Origin of the sequence: Spirillospora sp. NPDC047418 (assembly GCF_040643275.1) — a bacterium.
GTDB lineage: Bacteria > Actinomycetota > Actinomycetes > Streptosporangiales > Streptosporangiaceae > Spirillospora.
Genome location: NZ_JBEYTW010000014.1, coordinates 111,450 through 134,841 on the forward strand (window position 1 = coordinate 111,450; position 23,392 = coordinate 134,841).

The 23,392-nt window shown below is 73.7% G+C and carries 20 protein-coding genes; 7 read left to right on the forward strand and 13 right to left on the reverse strand.

Going from position 1 to position 23,392, the window contains the following annotated elements; translation table 11 throughout:
• Window positions 1–144: 144 nt before the first annotated feature.
• From ABZ806_RS11985 to ABZ806_RS12005, 5 genes are read left to right on the forward strand one after another with little or no spacing between them, the layout of a single operon-like run.
• The gene (locus tag ABZ806_RS11985) at window positions 145–1,578 is read left to right on the forward strand and encodes a gamma-aminobutyraldehyde dehydrogenase (RefSeq protein ID WP_500216890.1); all 1,434 of its coding nucleotides are present in this window, start codon (window positions 145–147) and stop codon (window positions 1,576–1,578) included.
• Between the two features lie 35 nt (window positions 1,579–1,613).
• Window positions 1,614–2,771 (forward strand): ABC transporter ATP-binding protein, encoded by a 1,158-nt coding sequence (locus ABZ806_RS11990; protein WP_500216891.1) that lies wholly within the window; start codon window positions 1,614–1,616, stop codon window positions 2,769–2,771.
• A complete protein-coding gene (locus ABZ806_RS11995; RefSeq protein ID WP_500216892.1) occupies window positions 2,768–4,012 on the forward strand; it encodes a polyamine ABC transporter substrate-binding protein in 1,245 nt (414 codons plus the stop codon). The genes ABZ806_RS11990 and ABZ806_RS11995 overlap by 4 nt, the downstream gene beginning before the upstream one ends.
• Complete coding sequence (locus ABZ806_RS12000; protein WP_500216893.1) at window positions 4,012–4,872, forward strand: ABC transporter permease; 861 nt, start codon at window positions 4,012–4,014, stop codon at window positions 4,870–4,872. The genes ABZ806_RS11995 and ABZ806_RS12000 overlap by 1 nt, the downstream gene beginning before the upstream one ends.
• Entirely contained in the window at window positions 4,869–5,699 is an 831-nt protein-coding gene (locus ABZ806_RS12005) for an ABC transporter permease (RefSeq protein ID WP_500216894.1), read from the forward strand. Before ABZ806_RS12000 ends, ABZ806_RS12005 begins: the two co-directional genes overlap by 4 nt.
• Window positions 5,700–5,735: 36 nt before the next feature.
• On the opposite strand, the gene ABZ806_RS12010 is transcribed toward ABZ806_RS12005, so the two are convergent.
• Window positions 5,736–6,254, reverse strand: coding sequence for a PH domain-containing protein (locus ABZ806_RS12010; protein WP_500216895.1), 519 nt, complete (start codon window positions 6,252–6,254; stop codon window positions 5,736–5,738).
• Between the two features lie 137 nt (window positions 6,255–6,391).
• Here ABZ806_RS12010 and ABZ806_RS12015 point away from each other — a divergent pair, with 137 nt between their 5' ends.
• Window positions 6,392–6,979, forward strand: coding sequence for a hypothetical protein (locus ABZ806_RS12015; protein ID WP_500216896.1), 588 nt, complete (start codon window positions 6,392–6,394; stop codon window positions 6,977–6,979).
• Here the strand turns inward: ABZ806_RS12015 and ABZ806_RS12020 are convergent.
• The 8 genes from ABZ806_RS12020 to ABZ806_RS12055 all read right to left on the reverse strand — a co-directional run bounded on the left by ABZ806_RS12020 (window position 6,943) and on the right by ABZ806_RS12055 (window position 17,991).
• Window positions 6,943–8,130 (reverse strand): hypothetical protein, encoded by a 1,188-nt coding sequence (locus ABZ806_RS12020; protein WP_500216897.1) that lies wholly within the window; start codon window positions 8,128–8,130, stop codon window positions 6,943–6,945. The genes ABZ806_RS12015 and ABZ806_RS12020 overlap by 37 nt on opposite strands.
• Window positions 8,131–8,304: 174 nt before the next feature.
• Window positions 8,305–9,147 carry a glutamate ABC transporter substrate-binding protein gene (locus tag ABZ806_RS12025; RefSeq protein ID WP_500216898.1) on the reverse strand — a complete coding sequence of 281 codons (843 nt, stop codon included), beginning with the start codon at window positions 9,145–9,147 and terminating at the stop codon, window positions 8,305–8,307.
• Complete coding sequence (locus ABZ806_RS12030) at window positions 9,144–10,658, reverse strand: GlnX family signal transduction membrane protein (protein ID WP_500216899.1); 1,515 nt, start codon at window positions 10,656–10,658, stop codon at window positions 9,144–9,146. Before ABZ806_RS12030 ends, ABZ806_RS12025 begins: the two co-directional genes overlap by 4 nt.
• The gene (locus tag ABZ806_RS12035; protein WP_500216900.1) at window positions 10,655–11,683 is read right to left on the reverse strand and encodes an FHA domain-containing protein; all 1,029 of its coding nucleotides are present in this window, start codon (window positions 11,681–11,683) and stop codon (window positions 10,655–10,657) included. Before ABZ806_RS12035 ends, ABZ806_RS12030 begins: the two co-directional genes overlap by 4 nt.
• A 2-nt stretch (window positions 11,684–11,685) precedes the next feature.
• Window positions 11,686–13,023 (reverse strand): vWA domain-containing protein, encoded by a 1,338-nt coding sequence (locus ABZ806_RS12040; RefSeq protein WP_500216901.1) that lies wholly within the window; start codon window positions 13,021–13,023, stop codon window positions 11,686–11,688.
• Window positions 13,020–14,342, reverse strand: coding sequence for a protein phosphatase 2C domain-containing protein (locus tag ABZ806_RS12045; protein WP_500216902.1), 1,323 nt, complete (start codon window positions 14,340–14,342; stop codon window positions 13,020–13,022). Before ABZ806_RS12045 ends, ABZ806_RS12040 begins: the two co-directional genes overlap by 4 nt.
• Window positions 14,339–16,792: a tetratricopeptide repeat protein gene (locus tag ABZ806_RS12050; RefSeq protein WP_500216903.1), complete on the reverse strand. Its 2,454-nt coding sequence runs from the start codon at window positions 16,790–16,792 to the stop codon at window positions 14,339–14,341. Before ABZ806_RS12050 ends, ABZ806_RS12045 begins: the two co-directional genes overlap by 4 nt.
• Window positions 16,789–17,991: a hypothetical protein gene (locus ABZ806_RS12055; RefSeq protein WP_500216904.1), complete on the reverse strand. Its 1,203-nt coding sequence runs from the start codon at window positions 17,989–17,991 to the stop codon at window positions 16,789–16,791. Before ABZ806_RS12055 ends, ABZ806_RS12050 begins: the two co-directional genes overlap by 4 nt.
• 232 nt (window positions 17,992–18,223) lie before the next feature.
• Between ABZ806_RS12055 and ABZ806_RS12060 the strand changes: the two genes are divergently transcribed.
• On the forward strand, window positions 18,224–18,739 hold the full coding sequence (locus ABZ806_RS12060) for a helix-turn-helix transcriptional regulator (protein ID WP_500216905.1): 516 nt from the start codon (window positions 18,224–18,226) through the stop codon (window positions 18,737–18,739).
• Window positions 18,740–18,869: 130 nt separating this feature from the next.
• On the opposite strand, the gene ABZ806_RS12065 is transcribed toward ABZ806_RS12060, so the two are convergent.
• The 4 genes from ABZ806_RS12065 to ABZ806_RS12080 all read right to left on the reverse strand — a co-directional run bounded on the left by ABZ806_RS12065 (window position 18,870) and on the right by ABZ806_RS12080 (window position 23,333).
• Window positions 18,870–19,502, reverse strand: coding sequence for a class I SAM-dependent methyltransferase (locus ABZ806_RS12065; RefSeq protein ID WP_500216906.1), 633 nt, complete (start codon window positions 19,500–19,502; stop codon window positions 18,870–18,872).
• A gap of 38 nt (window positions 19,503–19,540) precedes the next feature.
• Complete coding sequence (locus tag ABZ806_RS12070; protein WP_500216907.1) at window positions 19,541–20,671, reverse strand: carboxylate-amine ligase; 1,131 nt, start codon at window positions 20,669–20,671, stop codon at window positions 19,541–19,543.
• A gap of 186 nt (window positions 20,672–20,857) precedes the next feature.
• Complete coding sequence (locus ABZ806_RS12075; protein ID WP_500216908.1) at window positions 20,858–21,652, reverse strand: alpha/beta fold hydrolase; 795 nt, start codon at window positions 21,650–21,652, stop codon at window positions 20,858–20,860.
• A gap of 64 nt (window positions 21,653–21,716) precedes the next feature.
• A complete protein-coding gene (locus ABZ806_RS12080; RefSeq protein WP_500216909.1) occupies window positions 21,717–23,333 on the reverse strand; it encodes a PucR family transcriptional regulator in 1,617 nt (538 codons plus the stop codon).
• Window positions 23,334–23,392 lie beyond the last annotated feature (59 nt).

A 23,392-nucleotide genomic window follows, 5' to 3' on the forward strand; every position in this document is an offset into this window, starting at 1 on the left:
TCGAGGGTGTGAGGCTGCTGGGTCAAGTGAATTAGTCGTGAAGCTGGATCGTAACAACGGAATCACTTGTGTTGGGCGGGATCCTCTGTAAGGGTCTGGGCCAACAGGACACAACGGGCGACGGTGCCCAGGAGGGACCTGAGGATGAGCGGCGAGCGGCTGCGCAACTTTATCGGTGGCGAGTACGTGGACGCCAAGGACGGGCGGACGCTGGAGGTGGTCGACCCCAGCACCGGCGAGACGTACGCGGAGGCGCCCGTGTCCGGCGCCGCGGACGTCGACGCCGCGTTCCGCGCGGCGGCCGACGCCTTCCCCGCCTGGCGCGACGCCACCCCGGCGGAGCGGAGCCTCGCGATGCTGCGGTTCGCGGACGCGGTCGAGGCGCGGGCCGGGGAACTGGTGCGGGCCGAGGTCCGCGACACCGGAAAGCCCGTCCAGCTGACCCTGGACGAGGAGATGCCGCCGATGGTGGACAACCTCCGCTTCTTCGCCGGTGCGTCCCGGGTGCTGGAGGGCAAGGCGACCGGCGAGTACATGGCGGACCACACGTCCTCGGTCCGGCGGGAGCCGATCGGGGTGTGCGCGCAGGTGACGCCCTGGAACTACCCGATGATGATGGCGGTCTGGAAGTTCGGCCCGGCGCTGTCGGCGGGCAACACCGTCGTGCTCAAGCCGTCCGAGACGACGCCGACGAGCACGCTGATGCTGGCGGAGATCGCGGCCGAATTCCTGCCTCCGGGCGTGTTCAACGTGATCTGCGGCGACCGCGGCACCGGCCGCGCCCTGGTGGAGCACCCGACGCCGCAGATGGTGTCCATCACCGGCAGCGTCAGGGCCGGTATGGAGGTCGCCGCGTCGGCGGCCAAGGACCTCAAGCGCGTGCACCTGGAACTGGGCGGCAAGGCGCCCGTGGTCGTGTTCGACGACGCCGACGTCGAGGCGGCGGCGACCGGCATCGCCGAGGCCGGGTACTTCAACGCCGGGCAGGACTGCACGGCGGCGACGCGCGTGCTCGTCGCCGAACGGCTGCGAGGCGAGTTCACCGAGGCGCTCGTGGAGGCCGCCAAGGGGACGGCGGTGGGTCCGCCGAGCGACACCGACGCCTACTACGGGCCGGTGAACAGCGAGAACCAGCTCCAGCGGGTGCAGGGGTTCATCGAGCGCGCGCCCGGCCACGCCGAGGTCCTGGCCGGTGGCGAGCGGGTCGGGGACCGCGGCTACTTCTTCGCGCCCACGGTCGTCGGCGGCCTGAAGCAGGACGACGAGATGGTGCAGAACGAGGTGTTCGGCCCGGTCATCACCGTGCAGGGCTTCTCGGACGAGCAGCAGGCCGTCGCGTGGGCCAACGGCGTCAAGTACGGCCTCGCCGCGAGCGTGTGGACGCAGAACCACGGCCGCGCCATGCGCATGAGCAAGGCCCTCGACTTCGGGGCCGTGTGGGTCAACACCCACATCCCGTTCGTGTCGGAGATGCCGCACGGCGGCTTCAAGCACTCCGGCTACGGCAAGGACATGTCGATGTACGGCATCGAGGACTACACCCGCGTCAAGCACGTCATGCACTACATCGGCGGCTGACCACCGCCGAACGAGCCCGTGAAGGAAGACCGGCCATGACCGAGACCCAGCAGGCCCCGGCACGCGAAGACCCGGGTCGCGCAGTCCCCGCCATCGAGCTCACCGGAGTGGAGAAGGCGTACCACGCCCATGGCGAGACCGTGGCCGCGGTCCGCGGCATCGACCTGGAGATCGCGCAGGGCGAGTTCTTCTCGCTGCTCGGCCCGTCCGGCTGCGGCAAGACGACGACCATGCGCATGATCGCCGGCTTCGAGGAGCCGACGGCCGGCAGGGTCCACCTCCTCGGGCAGGACGTCACCGGCGTGTCCCCGAACCGGCGCGACGTGAACATGGTGTTCCAGTCGTACGCGCTGTTCCCGCACATGAGCGTCTTCGAGAACGTCGCGTTCGGGCTGCGCCGGCGCGGCGTCCCGAAGGCCGACATCACCCAGCGGGTCGGGGACATGCTGGACATCGTCGACCTGGCGGGACGGGAGAAGCGCCGTCCCGCCGAGTTGTCCGGCGGCCAGCAGCAGCGCGTCGCGCTGGCCCGCGCGCTGGTGAACCGGCCGCGGGCCCTGCTGCTGGACGAGCCGCTCGGCGCCCTCGACCTGAAGCTGCGGCAGGCGATGCAGGTCGAGTTGAAGCGCATCCAGCGCGAGGTCGGCATCACGTTCGTGTACGTGACGCACGACCAGGGCGAGGCGCTGACGATGTCGGACCGCATCGCGGTCATGAACGACGGGCTGATCGAGCAGCTCGGCACGCCGCGGGAGATCTACGAGTGTCCCGCGTCCCGGTTCGTGGCGGGCTTCATCGGGACGTCCAACCTGCTGTGCGGCGAGATCGCCGAGGCGGGGCCGGGCGCCGCGGTCATCTCCTACGGCCCCGACGGGCGGATCGAGGTCCCGGTCCGCGACGGGCTGAAGGCCGCGGCGGGGGAGCGGCTGGAGCTGACCGTCCGCCCCGAGAAGATCGGCATCGGCCCGGACAAGCCGGCGGACGGCCTGTGCGGCGTCCGCGGCACCGTGACCGAGGTGGTGTACCTCGGGACGGCGACGAACTACACCATCACCACGCCTGCCTCCGCCGGAGCCGACGTCGTCGTCTTCCTGCAGAACGCCACGTCCGCCGCCGACATCGCCGCCCGCGGCGACAGCGTCTGGCTGTCGTGGGACCCGCGCCACTCTTACGCCATAGGAGCCCCCCAGTGAGCAACATCGACCCCGCATTCCTGCGCGGACTCACGCGGCCGCGCCTGGCACGTTCCAGCTTCGCCCGCCGGGACGTCCTCCGGATGATGGGCGCGGCCGGCGCGGGGCTCGCGCTGTCGGCCTGCGGCGTGCAGGGGCAGGGCGGCAAAGAGAAGGTCAGCCGGACCGACGTCCAGGAGTACTGGGCGGGCAAGGCCGGGAACGGCAAGCTCAACTGGGCGAACTGGCCGGGCTACATGCAGGACGACCGGGAGACGATCAAGGCGTTCGAGAAGGAGACGGGCATCCAGGTGACCTACAAGGAGGTCATCCAGGAGATGGGCCCGTGGTTCGGCAAGATCCAGGCGCCGCTGTCGGCCGGCCAGTCCATCGGCTTCGACCTGATGATCATGACGAACGGCATCCAGCTGGAGCAGTGCCGCCAGCTCGGCTACCTGGCGCCGCTCGACCTGGCCAAGCTGCCGAACTTCGAGAAGAACGCGGGGCAGGCGTTCAAGAACCCGTCCTACGACCCGGGCAACGCGCACACGGTCCCGTACGAGTCGGGCGTCACCGGCATCGCGTACAACACCAAGTACGTGGACGAGGAGATCACCGGCATCGCCCAGCTCTTCGATGCGAAGTACAAGGGCAAGGTCGGCATGATGGGCGACTCCCAGGAACTCGGGAACTTCGGGATGTTCCTCCTCGGCATCGACCCGGAGAAGTCGACGAAGGCCGACTGGGAGAAGGCCGCCGCGAAGCTCCGCGAGCAGCGCGACAAGGGCATCGTCCGCAAGTACTACAGCCAGGACTACGTCGACGCCGTCAGCAAGGGCGACGTGTGGATGACGATGGCCTGGTCTGGTGACGTCTACAGCCTGACCAGCCCGGACGTGAAGTTCGTGGTGCCCAAGGAGGGCGGCACGATCTGGACCGACAACATGTGCATCCCGAAGACCGCCGAGAACCCGGTGGACGCGCTCACGCTCATGGACTGGCTGTACGTCCCGGAGAACAACGTCCCGCTGACCGAGTTCATCAACTACATGCCGCCGATCCCGTCCACGCAGGAGATCCTGAAGCAGAAGGCGGCGGCGGCCACCGGCGACGAGAAGAAGGACCTGACGCGGCTGAGCACCAGCTCGCTGATCTTCCCGTCCGAGGCGGACCTGGCGCGGCTGCGGCACTACCGGCGGCTCACCCAGGCCGAGGAGGCCGAGTACCAGAAGATCTTCGAGCCCATCGCCAAGGGGTCGTGATGGCGCGGGGACGGGGGCGGCTCGCGCCGTACCTCATGATCCTGCCGAGCGGGCTGTGGATGGCGGCGTTCTTCCTCGTCCCGATGGTGCTGATGGTGTCCCTGTCGCTGCAGACGGGGAACCTCATCGACGGGTTCCGGCAGACGTTCCACTGGCAGAACTACATCGACGGGATCGACACCTACGGCGACAAGTTCGTCCGGTCGCTCTGGTACGGGTTCCTCTCGACGGTCCTGTGCATCGCGATCGCCTACCCGGCGGCGTACTGGATCGCGTTCCGCGGCGGACGGCACAAGTCGACGTACCTGTTCCTTCTCCTGCTTCCGTACTTCGTCTCGTTCATCCTGCGGACGGTGTCGTGGAAGCTGGTGCTGACCGACAACGGCCCGATCCTCGGTCCGCTGCGCGGCACGATCCTGCCGAACGACTTCCACATCCTCGACACCGGTGTCGCGGTCGTGTCCGGGCTCACCTACAACTTCCTGCCCTTCATGGTGCTGCCGATCTACGTGGCGCTGGAGCGGATCGACCACCGGGTGGTCGAGGCGGCCTACGACCTGTACGCGAGCCGGCTGCAGGCGTTCACGCGGGTGATCCTGCCGCTGTCGCTGCCCGGCGTCTTCGCCGGCGTGATCATGACGTTCGTGCCGGTGTCGTCCGACTACGTCAACGCCGAGGTCCTCGGCGGCCCGCAGAACACCATGATCGGAAACGTGATCCAGACCGAGTACTTCAACAACAGCGCCTACCCGATGGCGTCGGCGCTGTCGTTCTCGATGATGGCGATCCTGCTCGTCGGGATCTTCGCCTACGCGCGCACCCTCGGCACCGAGGACGTTCTGGAGGCGGCGGGACGATGACGACGCTCACCACCACCGAGACCCCGGCGAAGCGGGGCCCCGCGCGCCCGCGCCGGAAGATCTCCGGCCTGCACGCCTACACGCTCGTGCTGATCGCCTGGCTGATCCTGCCCATCGCGATCATGATCCTCTTCGGGTTCAACGACACCCGCAGCAAGCAGAACTTCGAGTGGCAGGGCTTCACGCTCAAGTGGTACCGGCACCTGTTCGACAAGAGCGACCTCACCACCGCGGTCATCAACTCCCTGACGATCGCGCTGCTCAGCACACTGATCACCACGGTCCTCGGGACGTTCGCGGGCCTCGCGCTCGGCCGCTACCGGTTCCGCGGCAAGGGCTCGACGAACCTGGTGCTGTTCATGGCGATCTCCTGCCCGGAGATCGTGATGGGCGCGTCGCTGCTGTCGATGTTCGTGACGTTCAACCTGCCGCGCGGCTACCTGACGATCCTCGTCGCGCACGTGATGTTCTCGATCGCGTTCGTGGCGGTGACCGTCCGGGCCCGCGTCGTCGGCCTCGACCCGGCGGTGGAGGAGGCCGCGCAGGACCTCGGGGCCGGGCCGTGGACGCGGTTCCGGCTGGTCACGCTGCCGATGATCATGCCGGGCGTGCTGGCGGGGGCGCTGCTGGCGTTCGTGCTGTCGATCGACGACTTCATCATCACCAACTTCACCAGCGGCGCGACCGTCACGTTCCCGCTGTGGATCTACGGCTCCACCCGGACGGGCACGCCGCCGCAGGTCAACGTGATGGGCACGCTCATCTTCGCGGTCGGCATCGTGATCGCGGTCATCTCCGCCCGCCGCAACATCCGCGCCGCCCGCTGACGCCGTTCCTGGACATGCTGGTGCTGGAGGCGGGGATTAGTCGGGGGAGGCGTCGGTGCTGCCGAAGATGACCGAGGAGACCTCCAGGTAGAGCTGCTCCGGGTACGGCATGTACGGGATGCTCTGCAGCCACTGCTTCTGCCCGGCGGTCTCGGTGCGGAACTCGCCGTAGCCGAGCATCCGCCCGGCCATGGACCGGTTCAGCGTGATGTCGGTGACCTTCGAGAGCGGCATCATCACGACGTTGCGGTTGAACACGCCGGTGATCACCATCACCCGGTGCTCGGTGACCAGGAAGAACTCCACCGACCACGCGATGACCTTCCAGGTCAGGAAGGCGACCGTGACCAGCCACAGCCACCAGATCCAGGCGATGCCGGTCACCGCGCTGACCGCGCCGCACGCCACGAGCCCCGCGACGACGGCGAGGACGGGCAGCCACAGGACGGCCGGGTGCTTGCGCACGGCGATGACGCGTCCCTCATGGGACATCAGATATTTGTCGACGGTGCGCGACGAGTTGTCGCGGTGCACCATCATGTCCTGCAGATTCACGGCGGCGTCCTCGTCATGATCCGGTCGGCTACAACGGTAGCCGACGCGCCGCCGGCCGCGCAGGGGCCGCGCGGTAAGGGCTCTGGCCCCCGAGAGGATCTTGTGGACGGGAGATCGCGCGCCGGATGATGGAACCCATGGAGTTCGCCCCGGACGTGACCGGACGCCCCATCTGGCGGCTGCTGCTGCGGGGCCTCGGCGTGTACCTGCCGGGCTGGGAGATGCCGGCGGGCGCGCTGCGCGTCCGCCCGGGGACGCCGGCGGACGGCTTCGGCCCGCCCGCCTACCTCGACGGCGACGCGGGTTTCGGGGTCCAGATCCCCGGCCGCAGGCGCGGGCTGGAGCCGGACCGGGAGATCTACGTCCGCGGCCGGGAGAACCCGAGCTTCGGCATCGTCGTCGCGGGCCCCGCGGCGGCGATCGGCAGCCGGGTCGTGGACGCCGGCGCGCTGATGCGGTTCGCGCGCCGGCTGACGTTCGAGGAGCTGTTCGACACCGGCGACGCCGACTCCGTCCCGTACGCGGTGCGCGGCGCGCGGGCGGTGGAGAACGTCGTGTTCCTCGACCGTGCCGCGGGGATCGGGCTGTGCGCCGAGGTCGACCCGCTCACCCGCACCGCCGCCTGCCCGCTGTACGTGCGGGTCGGCAGCCCGGTGGAGCGCACCGTGCGCGTCTACGGCGCCCCGCCCTACACGCTCGCCCAGGCGGTGAGGTCCCACAGCTGATGGGACGGCAGCCGCCGCAGCCGGACGGTCGCGGCGGCCGGGTCCCAGAACACCTCGTCGCTCTCCAGCTCCAGCGACTGGCCGGCCGTCAGCACCGCGCACAGCAGCTCGTCACGCGTCCGCACGGCCATCAGCGGGCCGATCTGCGCGACGGCGCCCGAGCACTCTGAGAGCGTCCGCAGGAGGGATTTGAGGGCCGCCTCGTCCTCGGGCGGACGCACCGGCTCCACCCCCGACGGGACGCCGGGCTCGACGCGGGCGAGCCCGCGCCGGGACTCGTGCGACCCGTTGCGCGGCAGGTCGGCGCCCGTGGAGATGAGCAGCGCGCTGAACACCCCGGCGAGGTCCTCGGAGGCGTGCCCGCCGAGGAAGTAGCGGCGGCGTTCGGGGGAGCCGGGCGCGGGGCCGTCCGAGCCCTCGGCCGTGCGGAACCGGACGTTCAGCCGGCTGGCGCGCACGCACCGCTCGTACATCTCGCCGAGGATGTCGTCGAGCTGGTCGTCGCGGGTCCACAACCGCCCGGTGGCGGTGACGGCGTCGCCGTGGGGGCGGGGACGGCCGGTGAGCGCGGCGGTGACGGTGTCGTCCAGCTCGCCCTCGGTGAACTGGAGCAGTTCGGCGACGACGTCCTCGACGTCCTCCAGGGTGCGGGTGAGCGTGCGCTGCAGCTCCAGCATCTCGGTGCCGCCGCGTTCCAGCTCGGTGAGCCGGTCGAGGGCCGCGTCGACCTTCCCGGCGGCCGACTCGCCGTGCGACCGGGTGACGGCGCGCACCGACGTCTCGACCTCGCCGAGCTTGCGGCGCAGCGCCGCGAGGGTGATCCGCTGCTGCTCCAGGTCGCGCAGCCGGCCCGCCTGCGTGCGCAGGTACTCGTCGGCCCGGTGGACGAGGCCCGCGAGCTCCTCCACCTGCCCGGTGTTCTGCCGGAGCCGGGTGTCGAGCGCGGGCAGCACGTCCTGCTTGACCCGGGACAGTTCGGCGGTGAGCTGCTCGCCGACGGTGACGAGGACGTTGTTCTGCTTGGTGACCTGGTCGTTGAGCTCGTCGATCCGCCGGGTGAACGCGTTGGCCTGGTCGCGGCTCTGCTTGCCCGCGTAGAGTTCGAGCGCCCCCACCACGACGCACATCACCACCAGAATGACCGTCGTCATGGCACTCCTCGGGGGCGGCGGTGGTTGCCTGAACGGGTTTTGATCGCGACCATAACTTACGATCACGCGCGCCGACCGGAACTTACGTAACCGTCTGATCTCCGTGACCGGCCGGTCCCGAATACCCTTCCGGCGCCATTCCGTGACCATTCCGCTTCTTAGGGTGACGACCGTTCAGACGCAGCCTTCGAACTGCGGGACGGTGGTGGTGAGTTTCAGCCCGGTGTCGCCGAACCACCGCTTCAGCAGCCGCGGCGCGGTGCCGTCCTGGTACATGCCGGTGATCGCCTTGTTCACCGCTTCGCAGCCGTCCACGTCCCCTTTCCGGATGCCGACGCCGTACGGCTCGTCGGTGAAGGGCGCGTTCACGATCCGGAGTCTGTGGCCGCTTCCGGACGCCTCGCCCGCGAGACCCGCGAGGATCAGGTCGTCGGTGGAGACCGCGTCCAGGTCGCCCCCGACGAGGTCGGTGAGGCAGTCGGAGTAGCCGTCCTCCTCGACCGGCAGCGCCGCGATGCCCTGCTCGTCGTGGACGCGCGGGAACGACACCGATCCGCGCACCTTGCAGAGCCGGCGGCCCTTCAGGTCGTGGATGCTCCGGATCTTCCCCGCGTCCGCCGCGCGGACGAGGATGTCCTGATGGGCGACGTAGTAGGGGCCCGCGAAGGAGACCTTCACCTTGCGCTCGGGCGTGACGGAGTAGCTCGCCACGACGAGGTCGACCTCGCCGCTCTGCAGCATCCTCTCGCGCGTCGCGGAGTACACCCGCCTGAACGTCACGCCCGGCCCGGCGACGCCGAGCCGCCCGGCGATCTCCTTGGCGATGTCGATGTCGAACCCCTCGTACCGGTCGCCCTCGCGCGCGCCGACGCCCGGCTGGTCGGCGTTGACGCCGATGACGAGCCGGTCCTTGCCGACGACGGAGCCGTCGGCGGCGTCCGCGACGCCGCACGCGGCGGCGGAGCCGAGGAGCGCCGCCGCGGCGGCGACGCCCGCGGCGGTCCGCCGCGCGCTCACTTCGACCACCGGTACTCGGCCAGGCGGGGACGGACGCCGGCGAGCACGAGCAGGGCGATCAGGACGCCCGCGGCCGGCAGGACGGCGTACCAGCCGCTCGTCCCGGCGTCGCCGTCCGCGACGGCCTCGTCGAACGCCTTCTGGTGGATGCGGGCCAGGTCCTGCAGGGAGCGGTCGTACCGGGTGAAGTCCGCGGCGGCGGCGCCGCGGGCGGTCACGGCCTCGTCCCGCTGCCCGCCCTTGACGAGGTCCCTCATCCGGCGGTCGTTCGCCTGGACCTTCTGGTAGGCGGCCAGGGCCTCGTTCATGCCGTCCGCCAGCCGCGCCCGCTGCTCGGCCGACTCCGCCGGCCGGTTGGCCTCGGTGCCGAGGAACCCGAGGAACGGCGCCCGTCCGGGCTCGAACGACAGGCCCTTCTGGACGGCGTCGTTGTACTGGGTCAGGTTTCCCGCCTTCAGATACAGGACGGTCTGCGATTTGCTCAGATACACCTGCTCATAGGCGTCCGCCCGTCCCGGGTCGAGCAGGAACCGGGTCTCGTCGGCGTTCGCGCTGTTGCTGATGGCGCGCGTCCGGGAAAGCGCCAGGATCGAGTCGAAGCCCTCTTCCTTGGCCTTGCGCAAATGGTCCGCCTGGCCGGACAGCATCAGTGTCCCCGCCCCGGTCAGAACGAGCGTTCCGAGCGTGGCCAGCGCCAGCGGCACGTTCAGCAGGCGGCGGAAGCGCCGGGTGAGGTACAGCTGGAAGACGGCCAGGGCCGCCAGCAGCGCCAGGCCCGCGACCAGGATACCGGTGCGGCCCATCAGCACCGACGACCGCTTGTCCTCGTAGGTGTGCCGGACGAGGGTGCCGTTGTCGAGCGTCAGGTTGTACGCCTTGGGCAGCAGGTCCAGCTTCATCAGGTCGGTCGCCTGCCGGTAGAGGCCGACGACCTGCTGCGACGGCGGCCCGGACGCGTGCGGGGACTGCCGGTCGAGCAGCAGCGCCTGCCCGGCGAGGCGCTCGTAGCGGCCGAGCGCGTCCAGCAGGTCCCGGGCGGTGTTGTTCTCCGTCGTCTCGTCGGCGAGCTTGGCCGCCTTCAGCAGCGCGTCGCCGGCCTTCTGCCGGTTGTCGTCGTAGCGCTGGAGGGCCTGGTCGCGCCCGCCGCCCGCCGCGGTCCCGATCAGCAGCGCGTTGGCGAGCTGCGCGTCCATGTCGCTGAGCTGGAAGTACAGGTCGCCGGTCGCGACGACCTGCGGGCCCGCGTCGTGGCCGATGACCCGCACGCCCTCGCGCGCGTTCACGATCGCCGCCCACCCGATGCCGAGCAGCACCAGCAGCAGGACCAGCGACAGCGCGGTCAGCGCCCGGATGCGGGCCGCGACCGTGCGCGGCAGCAGCCGCCCGGCCCCGCCCGCCGGCCGGCCGGACGCCCGCTGGAGCGCGCCGGCGGAGTCCCGCCGCGCGGGCGGCGGCGCCTGCGCGGAACCGGCGGGCGGCCCCGCCGGGGGAGCCTGCTGAACGGCCGTCATGTCGCCTCGCCTCGGGTGAGGGTGATGGTGGTCCAGGCGCCCACGTGGATGCGGTCGCCGTCGGAGACGGGGACCTCCACGTTGTAGGGGATGGGGTCGGTGGACCCGTTCACGCAGGTCCGGTTGGTGGATCCGGGGTCGACCAGCGTCCAGGTGCCGTCCGGCTTGGCCAGCAGCACCGCGTGGACGTGGGAGACGCCGGGGTCCTCGGGGGGCTCGCGCAGGTCGATCTCGGGCGGGGACGGCTGCGCCGAACTGCGCCGGCCGATCCTGACCTGCGGCCCGGTCAGCGGGATCCGCCGCTCGGGCGCGTAGGGCGGGAAGGCCAGCGCCGCGGAGTCGGGACCCTCCTCGGCGATGACCGTGCTGAAGTACTCGCGGTCGGCCGTCACCACCGCCGTCCACGCCGCGCCCGCGGCGGGCGGAGGCGGGACGGGCGGGGCCGGGTCCGGTATGCGGGGCGGGCGCGGCGCGGGCGGCGGCTCGGACGGCCCCCGGTGCGGCGGAGCGGGCACGGGCGGCGCCGGCGGGACGGGCGACCCCGAGCCCGGCCCTGGTGCGGGTGCGGGTGCGGGCGCTGCGGGGTGGGCCGGCTGGGCGAGGTGGGCTGGCTGGGCGGCTTGTGCCGGCTGAGCGGGCTGTACCTGCTGTGCCGGCTGTGCGGGCTGGGCTGGCTGTGCGGGCTGTGCCTGCTGTGCCGGCTGAGCGGGTTGGGCCGGTCGGGCCGGCTGGTCGGGGTAGCCGGGTTGGCCGGGTTGGGTTGGTTGGGCGGGGGCCGTTCGCGGTGTGGGCAGGCCGCCGCCGGTCGCGAAGTCGTAGCCGCACATCTCGCAGAAGCGGTCGGCGCCGGGCGTCCCGCAGTCCGGGCAGGGCGTCCCGCCGGGCGCGGGCGCGGGAGCCGCCGGGGCGGGCGGCGGCGCGGGCGCACCGGTGCCGCCGCCGGCCGTGCCGCCGCTGATGCGCTCTCCGCAGACGTCGCAGTAATCCGCCGACTGGGAGGCGTGTCCGTTCGGGCAGCTCGCCATGCTCAGCCCTCGCCCCGCCGGGTGGTCACCGTCTCGTCCTTGCGCGTCCGGACCGTCTTGGTCGACCGCGTCTCGATCTCCATCTCGGCGGCCTTGTCGACGTCGCGCTTCAGCCGGACGGTGCCGGTCGCCGGGTCGACGACGTCCACGACCTTGCGCAGCATCGCGGTGATCGCGTCGTTGCCGGCCTCGTCGGCGAGCACCACGGCGCGGCCGAGCCGGGCCGTCGCGGTGTCGAGGTCGCCGTCCCGGCGGGCCTGCAGCCCCTCCTGGATGACGGCCGCGAGCTCCGCCTGCCCGGTGTAGTGCGCCACCCGGTCGTTGATCTTGGTGGACTGGGCCTCGTCGTCGGTCCACTCGGCGAGGACGTTGGCGGTCGCGAGGACCTGCGCCTCCTCGCCCGGCCCGCCCGGCACGACCAGCTTCACCCACGCGGCGCGCATCTCCTTGCCGCCCACCTTGCCGGGCGTCATCTCGACGCAGACGTGGTAGTCGCGGCTCTCCGCGCCCCACGCGCCGAGCGGGTAGTCGCCCGCCTGCGGCGCCGACTCGACGCGCTTGCCGGTCAGGTCCTCCACCGCCGGCATGACCTGCTTGACGAACCGCAGCGCCGCCGTCTGCGGCGTCCAGATCCGCAGCGCGACGTCGGCGACGGACTTGCCCATCGCCGCCTCCGTCATCGCCCGGAAGTCGGCGACGAGCCCGGCCGGGTCGGCGACGATGTCGACGCTGCCGAGCATCGCGGAGGCGACCTTGCGCAGCTCGGCGACCTCCCAGTCGGTGCCGACGCCGCGGCAGTCGCAGACGAACCGGCCGCCGCACGCCGCCAGCGCGGCGTCCAGCTCCTCGGGCGTCTCGTGCTGGTTCTTGCCGTCGGTCAGCAGGATCGCGTGCCGGATCCCGCCCGGCACGGTGTCGAACAGCTGGCTCGCCAGCCGCAGCCACGACCCGATCGCGGTGCCGCCGGACGCCGTCAGCCGGCCCAGCGCCTGCTTGGCCTCGCCCCGCGTCTGCGGCGACGCCGCGACCAGCCCGGCGTGCTTGGGGAAGATCATGGCGGCGGTGTTGGAGCCGGAGACGATCGCGAACTCCACGCCGTCGCGCAGCGTGTCGACCGCGACCCGCGCGGCCGCCACCGCCGCGCGCAGCTTCGCCTCCGGGTAGGACATCGAGCCCGAGGTGTCGATGATGATGACCTCGGACGCCCGGGCCGTGGACGGGGCGGGCACGCCGCCCGCGGCGGTCGCCTCGACGGACACGATGGCGTGCACCTCGCGTCCGCCCTCGGGCAGGTACCGGTTCTGGTCGATCTTGACGGTGAACTGCGGCTGCTCGCTCATCGGGGCTGCTCCGTGCTCGGGGTGTCGCTGCTGCGGGCGGTGGGCCGCCGGTCGTCGGCGGTGGCGGGATCGGCGGGGGACGGGAGCGGGAGCGGGATCACGGCGACGGTGATGTTGTCGCGGCCGCCGGCGTCGAGGGCGTGCCGGACGAGCGTCCTGGCCGCGCCGAGCGGGTCGGACGCCGGATCGGGCGCCGGGTCGGGGGACGGGTCCGGCGCGCCGTCCGCGCCGGTCCGGCGCCCGCCGGGTCCGCCGGCCAGCAGGGCGGCCAGGTCGCCGGCCGCCGGGAAGTAGTTCCACAGGCCGTCGCTGCAGACCAGCAGCGTGCCGGGGCCGGCGGGCCGGAACGTCGCGACGTGCGGGCGGACGTCGCCGGCGTCCACGCCCAGCCACGCGGTGATGACGTGCGCGTTCGGGTGCGCCTCCGCCTCCGCCTCGCTCAGCGAGCCCTCGGCGACCATGAACGCCGCCCACGAGTCGTCCTCGGTGAGCCGGCGGGACGCGCCGAGCTCGGCCATGTCGCCGGTACTGACCTCGCTCTCGTCGAGGCCGGCGCCCTCCGCGGCGGCCTCGTCCGGGGCGGCGTCCGCGCCGCCGCCCGACAGCCAGTAGGCGCGGCTGTCGCCGACCCAGCCGACGGTGACGGTCGGGCCGCGGGTCACCGCGGACACGTAGGTGCAGGACGGCGCGTCCGACGGCGAGGTGGCCAGCGCGGCGACGGCCGCCGCCGCGCGCAGCGCCGCGTGCCGGGTGGCGTCCTCGGGGCCCTCACCCGCGTCGAGGCGCGCCACCAGCTCGGCGGCGCCGGTGTCGGCGGCCGCGCGGGAGGCGTCCTCGGGGCGCTGGGACGATCCGACGCCGTCGGACACGACCGCCGCGATCCCGGCGGCGTGCGCGGCGAGGGCGAGCGCGTCCTCGTTGCGGCTGTAGCGGAGGCCGCGGTCGCTGGCGCCCGCCGCCACCACCGGGCCGGCGCCGTTCGCGCCGGCGGCCGGCAGTTCGATCTCGACGTGGTCGCGTTCGGCGGGCTGGCGCAGCCCGCAGTTCTCGCAGTAGCCGTCGGCGTCGATCGCCGGTCCGCCGCAGCTCGTGCACGCCCGCGCCGCGCCCTGCTCCGTCCCGCCCCGCTCCGTCCCGGACCGTTCCGACCCCGCCGCGGCGGCCGGCTCCGGCGCGCCGGAGAGCCGGTGCCCGCACTTCTCGCAGAAGACCTCCTCCGCGTAGACGATCTCGCCGCAGGAGGGGCAGGACAGCTCCGCCGCCTTCGCGTGGTCGGCCGCCGCGCGCTCGGCGCCGGCTCCGGTCAGGTCATCGGTCACAGCAGCGTCCTCGGGCGTACGGCGTTGGCGGAGTCGACGAGGCGGCGGCACTCGTCCCGGTCGCGGGTGCGGCGCGCGAGCTCCCGGTACGTCGCCTCCAGCAGGCGGCGCAGCGCGGTCTCGGTGAGCGGGGCGCCGAGCAGCGACCCGCCCTGGGAGCGGCCCTGGGCGGCCCCGGCCCCGCCGGAGCCGGCGAGCAGCCAGTCGAGCGCGGCCTCCAGCACCTCGGCGGCGAGCCGGTCGCGGCGCTCGGCGTCCAGGTCGAGGCCGCCGAGCCGGTCCCCGGCGGCGACCAGCTCGGCCGCCGACAGCTCCCCGGCCGGCCGGCCGCGCACCGCCGTCGCCACCGCCGCGACCTGCGCGGGCACGTACCGGATGGAGATCCTCGGCACCGAGTCGAGCGCGGCGACCGCCGCGCCCCGGTCGCCCGCCGCGAGATGCAGCCGGGCCAGGCCGAACGCGGCGTTGAGGTAGCCCTGGTCGGTGCGCCACACCGTCTCGTACAGGCGGACCGCGCCGGCCGGCGCCGTCCGCTCCCGGCAGCAGGCGAGCGCCAGCTTGGGCGCCGCCTCGCCGGGCAGCAGCCCGTACAGGCGGTCGAACAGCGGCTCGGCCTCGGCCGCCCGGCCGCGGGCGAGCAGCCCGACCGCGCGGTACCAGCCGACCCGCCAGTCGCCGGGGCGCTCGGCGTCCAGCTCGTCGAGCAGCGCGTCGGCCTCCTGCGCCGCGGCCAGCTCGATCTTCACCCGGGCGAGCGCCAGCCGGACCTCCGGGGTGCGCGCCGGCGCGTTCGCCGCCGCCTCCACGACCTGCGCGGGCTCCAGCGCCGACAATCCGGACACGAACGCGGCGGCCGGGTCGCTCCCGTCCACCAGCGGCACCGGCAGCGCCGCCGCGGCCACCTCCGGCGGGACGGGCGGCAGCGCCTGCTCGCCCGCCGCCCCGCCCGCCATCCGGGCGGTGAACCGCTCCGGCCCGAACAGCCCGGACGGGGCGGGCCGCGGGTCGCCGTCCTCGGCGGCGAGGACCTCGCGCAGCACGCCGGTGAGCTGCTCGGCCATCTCCGCCGCGTCCTGGAACCGCTCGGCCGGGTCGGCGTGCGTCGCGCGCAGCAGGAACCGGTGGAACGACTCGAACCGCTGGAACACCGGGACGTCCTCGCGCGGCGGCAGCGAATTGACGTACGTCCTGGTGTAGCCGCGGAACGGGAAGCTCAGCACGGCCAGCGCGCGGCCGACCGTGTACAGGTCGGAGGAGATGGACGGCCCGTCGTCGGCGATCTCGGGCGCCTGGTAGCCGACCGTGCCCCAGATGGCGCCGTCCGGGTCGTCCAGCCGCCGGACGCCGCCGAGGTCGATCAGCCGCAGCTGCTCCTCGGACTGGATCACGTTGTCCGGCTTGAAGTCGCAGTAGATCAGGCCCTGCGCGTGCAGGTACTCGAACGCCCGCAGCGCCTCCAGGCCGTAGGCGATGGCCTGCGCGAGCGGCAGGTGCCGCTCGCCCGGGGGCTGCGGCTGGCGCAGCAGGATGTCCTTGACCGACTCGCCGCCGACGTACTCCATGACGATGTAGCCGTCGCCGTCGTGCTGGACGAAGTTGTAGATCTTGACGATGTTGGGGTGCTCGACCTCGGCGAGGTAGGCGCGCTCGGCGGCCGCCGCGGCCATCGCGTCGGCGTCGCCGCTGTCCAGCAGGCCCTTCAGCACCACCCAGCGGTCGCTGACGTTGCGGTCCTTGGCGAGGTAGATCCAGCCGAGGCCGCCGTGCGCGAGGCAGCCCAGCACGCCGTACTGCCCGCCGACCAGGTCGCCGGGGGCGAGCTTCGGGGTGAAGGAGAACCGGGCGCCGCACTTGGGGCAGAAGCCCTCGGACAGGCCGGGCCGGTCGCCGCGGCCCCGGCCGACGGGACTGCCGCAGCTGCTGCAGTACCGCTTGGGCTCGGCGACCTGCGGGTCGCTCATCACCGCGCTGGAGGGGTCCCGGTAGGGGACGCGCGGCACCTCGACCAGCCCGGCGCCGAGCATGCCGCGGCGGCCGGACGAGCGCGACGACCCGGTGCGGGTGCTGCCCGTCCGGGTGCTGCCGGTGCGGGCGCTGCCCGCGGTGCCGCCCGTGGACGCCGTCGCCACCCGGGCCGTGCGGGCGGGCGGCGAGCCGCACACGTCGCAGTAGCCGTCCATGATCGTCCCGGTGCAGCCCGCCTGGGCGCACGCGTCCGGGGGCGACTCGGCGGCCGGGCGCGGGGCCGGCACGCCCGGCGCGGCCCGCTCCGGCGGGTTGCCGCAGACGTCGCAGTAGCCGTCCGAGATCGTCCCGCCGCACCCCGGCCGCGCGCAGCCGCCGGGTGCCGCCGGCGGCGCCGGGGTTCCAGGTGAGGCCGCCACGCCGCATACGACGCAGTAGCCGCCGTCGACGGTTCCCCCGCAGCCCGGCTCGGTGCACTGGCTCATCGTTCCGCTCCCTCCGCCCGCGACATGATGGCCCGCTGGTACCCCGACAGCGACACGGTCGCCTTCCGCAGGTCGCAGGGGGAGGTCCAGAGCAGCTCGCGGGCCTGCTCGTAGATCCGGGCAAGTTCGGCGTCCTCGGCGTGGCCGAGCCGTGCGGCCTTCACCCGGTAGGCCTCCAGCCGGCCGCGCAGCTCCTCGCGGCGGTCCAGCAGCCCGCGGACCACGCCCGCGGTCTCGCGCGCCCGCTCCAGCGCCGCGGCGGCCGCGCGCTCGAGGTCGGCGACCCGTCCGGCCAGCTCGTGCCAGCCGCCGCGCGCCGTGCCGCCGAGCGCGGCGAGCCGGTCGGCGAGGCCCGCCGCCAGGTCGGGCGGGTCGGGCAGCGCCGGGGAGGCGATCTTGGCGAGCACCTCGTCCCGGACGGCGCGGGCCTCGGCCTCCGCCTCGCGCAGCAGCTCCACCACGGCGGCGATCGCGTGGATCCGGTCGGCGTACCCGTCGCGCAACCGCTCCGCCTCCGCCAGCGCGCGGCGCACCCCGGCGAGGCCGGTGCGGACCGCGTCGAGCCGCGCGGTGTCGGCGCGGCCGTCCCGCGCCAGCGCGAGGGGGTCGCCGCGGACGACGGCCGCGACCGACTCCAGCTCGCCGCGCAGCCGGTCGAGCTCCGGGTCGGGCCCGCCCAGGGACGCCAGCAGCTCCTCGGCGGCCCGCCGCTCCGCCTCGACCTCCGCGAGCCGGGACAGCAGCGTCGACCAGACCGCGTCGAGCGCCGCGACCGACCGCGCGACGTCCTCGTACAGCGGGGTCATCCGGTCGACCGCCGCGCGCAGCGTCAGCCGCTCGCCGGACGGGACGGCCAGCAGCGTCCGCCGCTCCAGCGGGACCTCGCGGACCGGCAGCTCCACCGCCGGCCCGGCGAGCAGCCGGCTCAGCTCGGCGAGCTGCGCCTGCCCCGGCCGCGAGTGGCGGGCCCGCAGCTCCCCGGCGGCGTCGACCGCGCGCCCGTACAGGTCGAACAGCGTCCACAGCGACGCCATGCGGGTCCGCACGTCCGACTGCACGCGCAGCGTCTCCCCGGTCAGTGCCGCGCCCTCCAGCAGCTGGTACCCCTGGTGGGCCTCCAGCTCGAGCAGCGCGCCCGCGATGCGGTCCTTCTCGTCGCGGAGCCGTGCCAGTGCCCGGTCGGCCTCCTCGCGGCTCATCGGGGCACCGGTCACGCGCGCGTCACTCAACGCCGGTCCGCGGTTGAACCATGTTCGCCCCCGATTCCCCCGAATAGAGCACGTTGTGAAGCCTCAGTTTTCCCCATGCACGGCCGCCTTCTCAACCGCGGGCCGATCTTCGCCGCCGACCGGCTCCGCGCTGCGTCACGCGACGCGATCCGGCCGTGCCCGAAGGGTGCAGAATGTCAGTGTTCGAACGTATGATCGAACCATGGCGAACGTTGCGACGCACCCCCAGACCGCGCCCACCGCGCCGGCCCCGCTCAGCGCGGCCGAGATCGCCGCACTCGCGCTCTCCCTCGCGCACCTCGGCACCGGCCCGCAGGCCACGACCGCCCGCCGGGCCCTGCACGCCCTCCTCGACGCCACCCCACACGACGACGTCGTCACCACCACCCTCGCCACCCTCACCGCCCCGCTGGACGCCTCCACCTCCGACCGCGCCCGCGTGATCGCCGCCGCGATCACCGAGCACCGCGTCGTCCGGCTCTGCTACGGCGACGCCGGCGCCAACGTCACGATCCGCGAGGTCGAGCCCGTCACCTGCCTCGTCCACCGCGACCACTGGTACCTCGTCGGCTGGTGCCGGATGCGGCGCGGCGTCCGCGCCTTCCGCTTCGACCGCATCCTCGCCGTCGAGTCCACCGGCCTCCGCGCCCGCCCCCGCCGCGCCGACCGCTACCTGCCCTTCCAGCCCAGGGGGGCGACCTCCTGGAACCCCCGTTAGCGACGCAGGCGATCCTCACGCCGCCGTTGCGGTCTGTCGTGCCCGTCCTGGCGTGCGCGGCGTCGCCGGGCATGCCCGCTCCGGGTGCTGGAGCGCCCTCCGCGTGCCTTCCCGTAGCCCCGGCTGAGGTTCAGATGGGGGCGTAGAAGGAGTCGACGGCCGGCTGGCCCGTGTAGTTCGGGCCTGCCCGGTCGTCGGCGCCCAGGTAGCGGTAAGGCAACTCAATCGTGCGGTGGCCGCGTAGTGAGATGCGGTGGCGGCGCGCGTCGTAGGTGAAGCCCGCCTGGCGGAGGGCCGCCGTGAGCCGGCGGCCCGCAGGGGAGCCGTCGGGGAGGCGGACGCTTCGGGCGTCGAAGTTCGCGATCAGCAGGCCGTTCTCGGTGAGCCAGGACGCGGCGCGGGTGAGGGTCGTCAGTTTGTCGCCCACGTAGTGCAGGCCGTGGACGCAGGTGATCAGGTCGGCTCGGTCGTCCGGCGTCCACGTGGTCACGGAGGCGGTGACCAGGCGTACCGAGGCCGGTGCGGGGGCGAAGTGGGCGACCAGGTCGACGCCGGTGATCTCCAGGTCCGGGTTCGCCGCCGCGGCCTCGGTGAGGGCTCGGGCGGCGCCGCAGCACAGGTCCAGCCAGTGGCCGGCGCCTGCTTCGGCCAGGACGTCGACGCCGAGTTCGCGGACGTAGCCCTTCAGGGTCCGTTCGCGGTTCATGGCGCAGTTGGCCACGACCGGTGAGCTCTCCAGGGCGGCGTCGTCCAGGTGGGGCATGGGGGCGATACTGCCCGATACTGCCCGATACTGCCCGATCAGACGTCCGTGGTGCGGTCGGCCGCGTCGGCGACGACGGCCGCGATGTCGTGGGTGCGGGCGTGGACGCCGCGCTGGCGGCGGGCGCCGTTGCCGCGTTCCAGCAGGACGTGCAGGAGGCGGGCGGCGGGTTCGAGGTCGCCGGCGCGGTCCAGCGCGGGGGTGAGGTGGTCGAGCAGCGCGCCCACGACGGCGGCGGCGGGCGCGGCGCGGCAGGTCCGCGGGTCGACGAGGTCGCCGCGCAGACCGGAGCGGCCCGCCCGCCACATCGCCAGGCGCATCAGGTCGGCCCGCACCGGGTCGGGCGGCGCGCCGGCGTGCCACGCCTCGGCGGCGGTGTCGACCAGGGCCCGGACGAACGCGGCCATCAGCACGGCGTCGTCGGCGTCCAGGCACACGTCCGGCACCCGGATCTCCACCGTCGGGTAGTGCCGGGACAGCCGGGCGTCGAAGTAGATCATGCCCTCGTCGACGAGCGCGCCCGTCGCGAGCAGCGCGTCGATCGTCGACCGGTAGCGCGCGGCGGAGCCGAACAGCTCGGTGGGGCCGCTGGACGGCCAGCGGCTCCACACCTGGTGCCGCCAGCTGTCGTAGCCGGTGTCGGTGCCCTGCCAGAACGGCGAGTTCGCGCTGAGGGCCAGCAGCGGCGGCAGCCATGGCCGGATCCGGTCCAGGACGGCGACGCCCTCGTCCGGCGAGTCGATGCCGACGTGCACGTGGCAGCCGCAGGTGAGCTGCTCGTCGGCGGCGGGCCCGTAGGCGTCCGCCATCCGCAGGTAGCGGTGCGACGGGGTCAGCGACGGGCGGACGCTCACCGGGGAGGTGGCGAGGGCGGCGACGGCCGCGCCCACCCCGGCCGCCGACTTCGCCGCCGCCAGCCGCGCCGTCCGGACGTGGTCGGACAGCTCCCCGAGCGTCCGGCAGACCGGCGTCGCCGTCTCGAGCTGCTCGCGCTGCAGCTCGGTCTCCAGCGACCTCGACCGCCTGCCGCCGGTCAGGAACAGCTCGTCGTGGCGCCGCGCGTAGCGGATGACGGAACCGGAGACGGCCTGCGGCGCACCGCTCGCCGGGTCGACGAGGAGCAACTCCTCCTCCACCCCGAACGTGCGCGGACCCGTGTGAACACTCACCAGGGTCTCCTTCCCGCGAGTGCACCGATGTACGTACCGGGAGGGGATCGTCCTGGTCGGGGGCCTGTGCCTACACTGCGCCATGTCCGATCTCGTCGGCCACCGCGCCGCAGGGCTGCCGGCGCGGTAGCCCCACGTCGTCTGCCACGCCGGCGGGCCTGCGCACCCCGCTGAGGGTGCCGCTGGTCACTGGTCGGCGTCTGCTCCGCCGAGCCAGCCGGCGACCAGTTCCCCGGTCTCCTCCAGGCGGTCGACGTAGAGCATGTGCCCGGCCTCGATCTCGCTGATCACGAGGCGGGGGCCGAGCGCCGCGCGGCAGTCCACCACGAACTCGGGCCGGACGAGGTCGGCGCGCGTCGCGATGACCAGGTGGGTGGGCAGGTCCGCGGGCGGGGTCAGGTGGGGGCGGGCCATCTCCGAGTACGCGGTCACCACCGCCGCCGGCTCGAACCGCCACCGCATGCGCCCGTCCGGAGACGGTTCGAGGTGCTCGGCGACCTCCTCATCGACGATGTCGGCCGGCGCCCCCGACCAGCGCGCCGCCAGGCTGGCGCGGGCCTCCGCCACATCGGCGAACGTCACGGGGGACAGGTACCCGCGGGCCTCGCGCGCCGCGTCCGCCGGGGCGAGCCCGATCGCCGGGTCGAGCAGCAGCAGCCGCCGGACCCGCCGCGGCGCCGTCCGCGCCAGATGCAGCGCGATCATCCCGCCGTAGGAGTGCCCGGCGAGGTCGGCCCGCTCGACGCCCTCCGCGTCCAGCAGGGCCAGGACGTCCGCGACGTGCCGCTCGACCGTCCACGGCGGCTCGTGCGGCGACCGCCCGTGCCCGCGCAGGTCGGGCGCCAGGACGGACCGGTCCGCCAGGTACGCCTCCGCCGTCCGCCGCCACCGCGCCCCGTGCCCCGTCACCCCGTGCAGCAGGACGACGGGTTCTCCCGCCGGGTCTCCATATCGATGCACATGCAACGCCGCGTCCGTCATGGAGTGAAGCGTATGCGGGCGCGGCTCGTGCCGGACGTCCTTCACCGGCCAGAGCACGGATCGGTCAGGGCCGTTCCCACCGGACGGAGCTCAACGCCAGCAAGGCGACATGGAACGACACGCAGGACTCCACGTCGTCGAGATCGGCGTCGAGGACCCGCTCGATGCGGTGCAGCCGCTCGTAGAAGGCGGGCCGGGACAGGTGCGCCTGCTGGGCGGCGACCGCCTTGTTCCGGCCCGACTCCAGGTAGAGCTCCAGGATGCGGGTGAGGTCGCTGCCGCGCTGCGCGTCGTACTCCAGCAGCGGCCCGAGTTCCCGCTCGACGAACGTCTGGACGCGGGCGTCGTCGCGGAGCAGGTGCAGCAGGCCGCGCAGCCGCAGGTCGGGGAGCCGGTAGAACAGGCGGGCGCCCGAGCCCCGGGCGGCGACGTCGGCGACCTGCTCGGCCTCCAGGAACGACCGCCGGACGTCCTGGATCGTCTCCACCACCGACCCGGCCGCCAGCACCGTGCCGCCGGACCGCTCGCGGACGCGGGTGGCCACCTCGGTGAGCACCGTCTCGGCGTCCGCGCGGGCCGGCAGCGAGGCCAGGACGCCGACGCGGGCGTGCGGGCCGCCCTCGTCCAGCACGCCGACGAGCGCGGCGAGGCGGGCGCCCCGGCAGGCCGCGGCGGCGCTCTCGGCGAGCGCGGCCAGCTCCCCGGCCGGCGGCGCGGGCGAGCCGGGGCCGCGGTGCCGCAGCACCACCCCGAGCAGCCGCCGGCCGGCCAGCGGCACGCCGAGCGCGCGGGCGCGGGCCGCGGCCTCCTGCGGATCGGAGTAGGCGTGCGCGAGGATCCGGGCGATGATCGTCCCGTGCGCCTGCCGCTCGACGCTCTCGGCGTGCCGGTCCAGCAGCCGGCCGAGCGCGAGGGTGGTCGCGGCCCGCTCGATCAGCACGGTCTCGCGCGGCGACGGCGGCGCCCCGAGGTCGATGATGAGCCGGCCCCAGTCCTCGCCGCGCGCGCCGACCATCGTCACCAGCCAGCCGGACACCGGGTCGTAGCCGGTGCGGCGGCCGGGCCGCACCGCCCGCGACCGGGTCTCCCACGCCGACAGCAGCTCGGCCGGGTCGGCGCCGCCCGCGTCGGCGGCCAGGACCTGGTGGGCGAGGTTCTCCAGCACGACCGGGTGCCCGCCGAGCGCGGCGACCTGCCGGACGACCTCGTCGGTGGAGGCGCCCTCGACCGACAGCTGGGTGAAGATCTCGTGCAGCCGCTCGGAGGCGCGCAGCTCCGCGAACTGCTCGCGCACGATCCGGGCGTGCACGGCCTCGGTGATGTCCACGAACGCGGGCTCGTGCGCGAGCACGACCACCGGGAGGCCGTGGTCCTCGGCGGCGGCGACCAGCGCGGGCGGCAGCACGCTGGCGTAGCGCCGGCCCAGCTCGATCATCAGCCCGCTGACCCCGACCTCGGCGAGGTCGGCGATGTAGGCGCGCAGCCGCTCCGGCTCGTCCGGCAGCGCGATCCCGGTCGTCAGCACCAGTTCGCCGCCGTGCAGCAGGTGCGCGATGTCGGTGACCTCGGCGACGTGCACCCAGCGGACGCGGTTGCCGGTGCGGTCCGCGCCCGCGACGACGTGCGGCTGGCCGCGGCGGACCGCGTCGAGCTGGAGGACGTCGTCGACGGTGGGCAGCATCGCCGCGATGATATCGGGGCGGTACCCGCCGCGAGCAGACCGTCAACGGGAGGCGCCCG

What these genes read in the sequence shown, in the direction of transcription:
- ABZ806_RS11990 (WP_500216891.1), top strand. Translation starts at nt 1,614, where the DNA reads ATGACCGAGACCCAGCAGGCCCCGGCACGCGAAGACCCGGGTCGCGCA.
- ABZ806_RS12030 (WP_500216899.1), bottom strand. Translation starts at nt 10,658, where the DNA reads ATGACGGCCGTTCAGCAGGCTCCCCCGGCGGGGCCGCCCGCCGGTTCC.
- ABZ806_RS11985 (WP_500216890.1), top strand. Translation starts at nt 145, where the DNA reads ATGAGCGGCGAGCGGCTGCGCAACTTTATCGGTGGCGAGTACGTGGAC.
- ABZ806_RS12015 (WP_500216896.1), top strand. Translation starts at nt 6,392, where the DNA reads ATGGAGTTCGCCCCGGACGTGACCGGACGCCCCATCTGGCGGCTGCTG.
- ABZ806_RS12035 (WP_500216900.1), bottom strand. Translation starts at nt 11,683, where the DNA reads ATGGCGAGCTGCCCGAACGGACACGCCTCCCAGTCGGCGGATTACTGC.
- ABZ806_RS12055 (WP_500216904.1), bottom strand. Translation starts at nt 17,991, where the DNA reads ATGAGCCGCGAGGAGGCCGACCGGGCACTGGCACGGCTCCGCGACGAG.
- ABZ806_RS12000 (WP_500216893.1), top strand. Translation starts at nt 4,012, where the DNA reads ATGGCGCGGGGACGGGGGCGGCTCGCGCCGTACCTCATGATCCTGCCG.
- ABZ806_RS12005 (WP_500216894.1), top strand. Translation starts at nt 4,869, where the DNA reads ATGACGACGCTCACCACCACCGAGACCCCGGCGAAGCGGGGCCCCGCG.
- ABZ806_RS12050 (WP_500216903.1), bottom strand. Translation starts at nt 16,792, where the DNA reads ATGAGCCAGTGCACCGAGCCGGGCTGCGGGGGAACCGTCGACGGCGGC.
- ABZ806_RS12080 (WP_500216909.1), bottom strand. Translation starts at nt 23,333, where the DNA reads ATGCTGCCCACCGTCGACGACGTCCTCCAGCTCGACGCGGTCCGCCGC.
- ABZ806_RS12075 (WP_500216908.1), bottom strand. Translation starts at nt 21,652, where the DNA reads ATGACGGACGCGGCGTTGCATGTGCATCGATATGGAGACCCGGCGGGA.
- ABZ806_RS12020 (WP_500216897.1), bottom strand. Translation starts at nt 8,130, where the DNA reads ATGACGACGGTCATTCTGGTGGTGATGTGCGTCGTGGTGGGGGCGCTC.
- ABZ806_RS12065 (WP_500216906.1), bottom strand. Translation starts at nt 19,502, where the DNA reads ATGCCCCACCTGGACGACGCCGCCCTGGAGAGCTCACCGGTCGTGGCC.
- ABZ806_RS12060 (WP_500216905.1), top strand. Translation starts at nt 18,224, where the DNA reads ATGGCGAACGTTGCGACGCACCCCCAGACCGCGCCCACCGCGCCGGCC.
- ABZ806_RS12040 (WP_500216901.1), bottom strand. Translation starts at nt 13,023, where the DNA reads ATGAGCGAGCAGCCGCAGTTCACCGTCAAGATCGACCAGAACCGGTAC.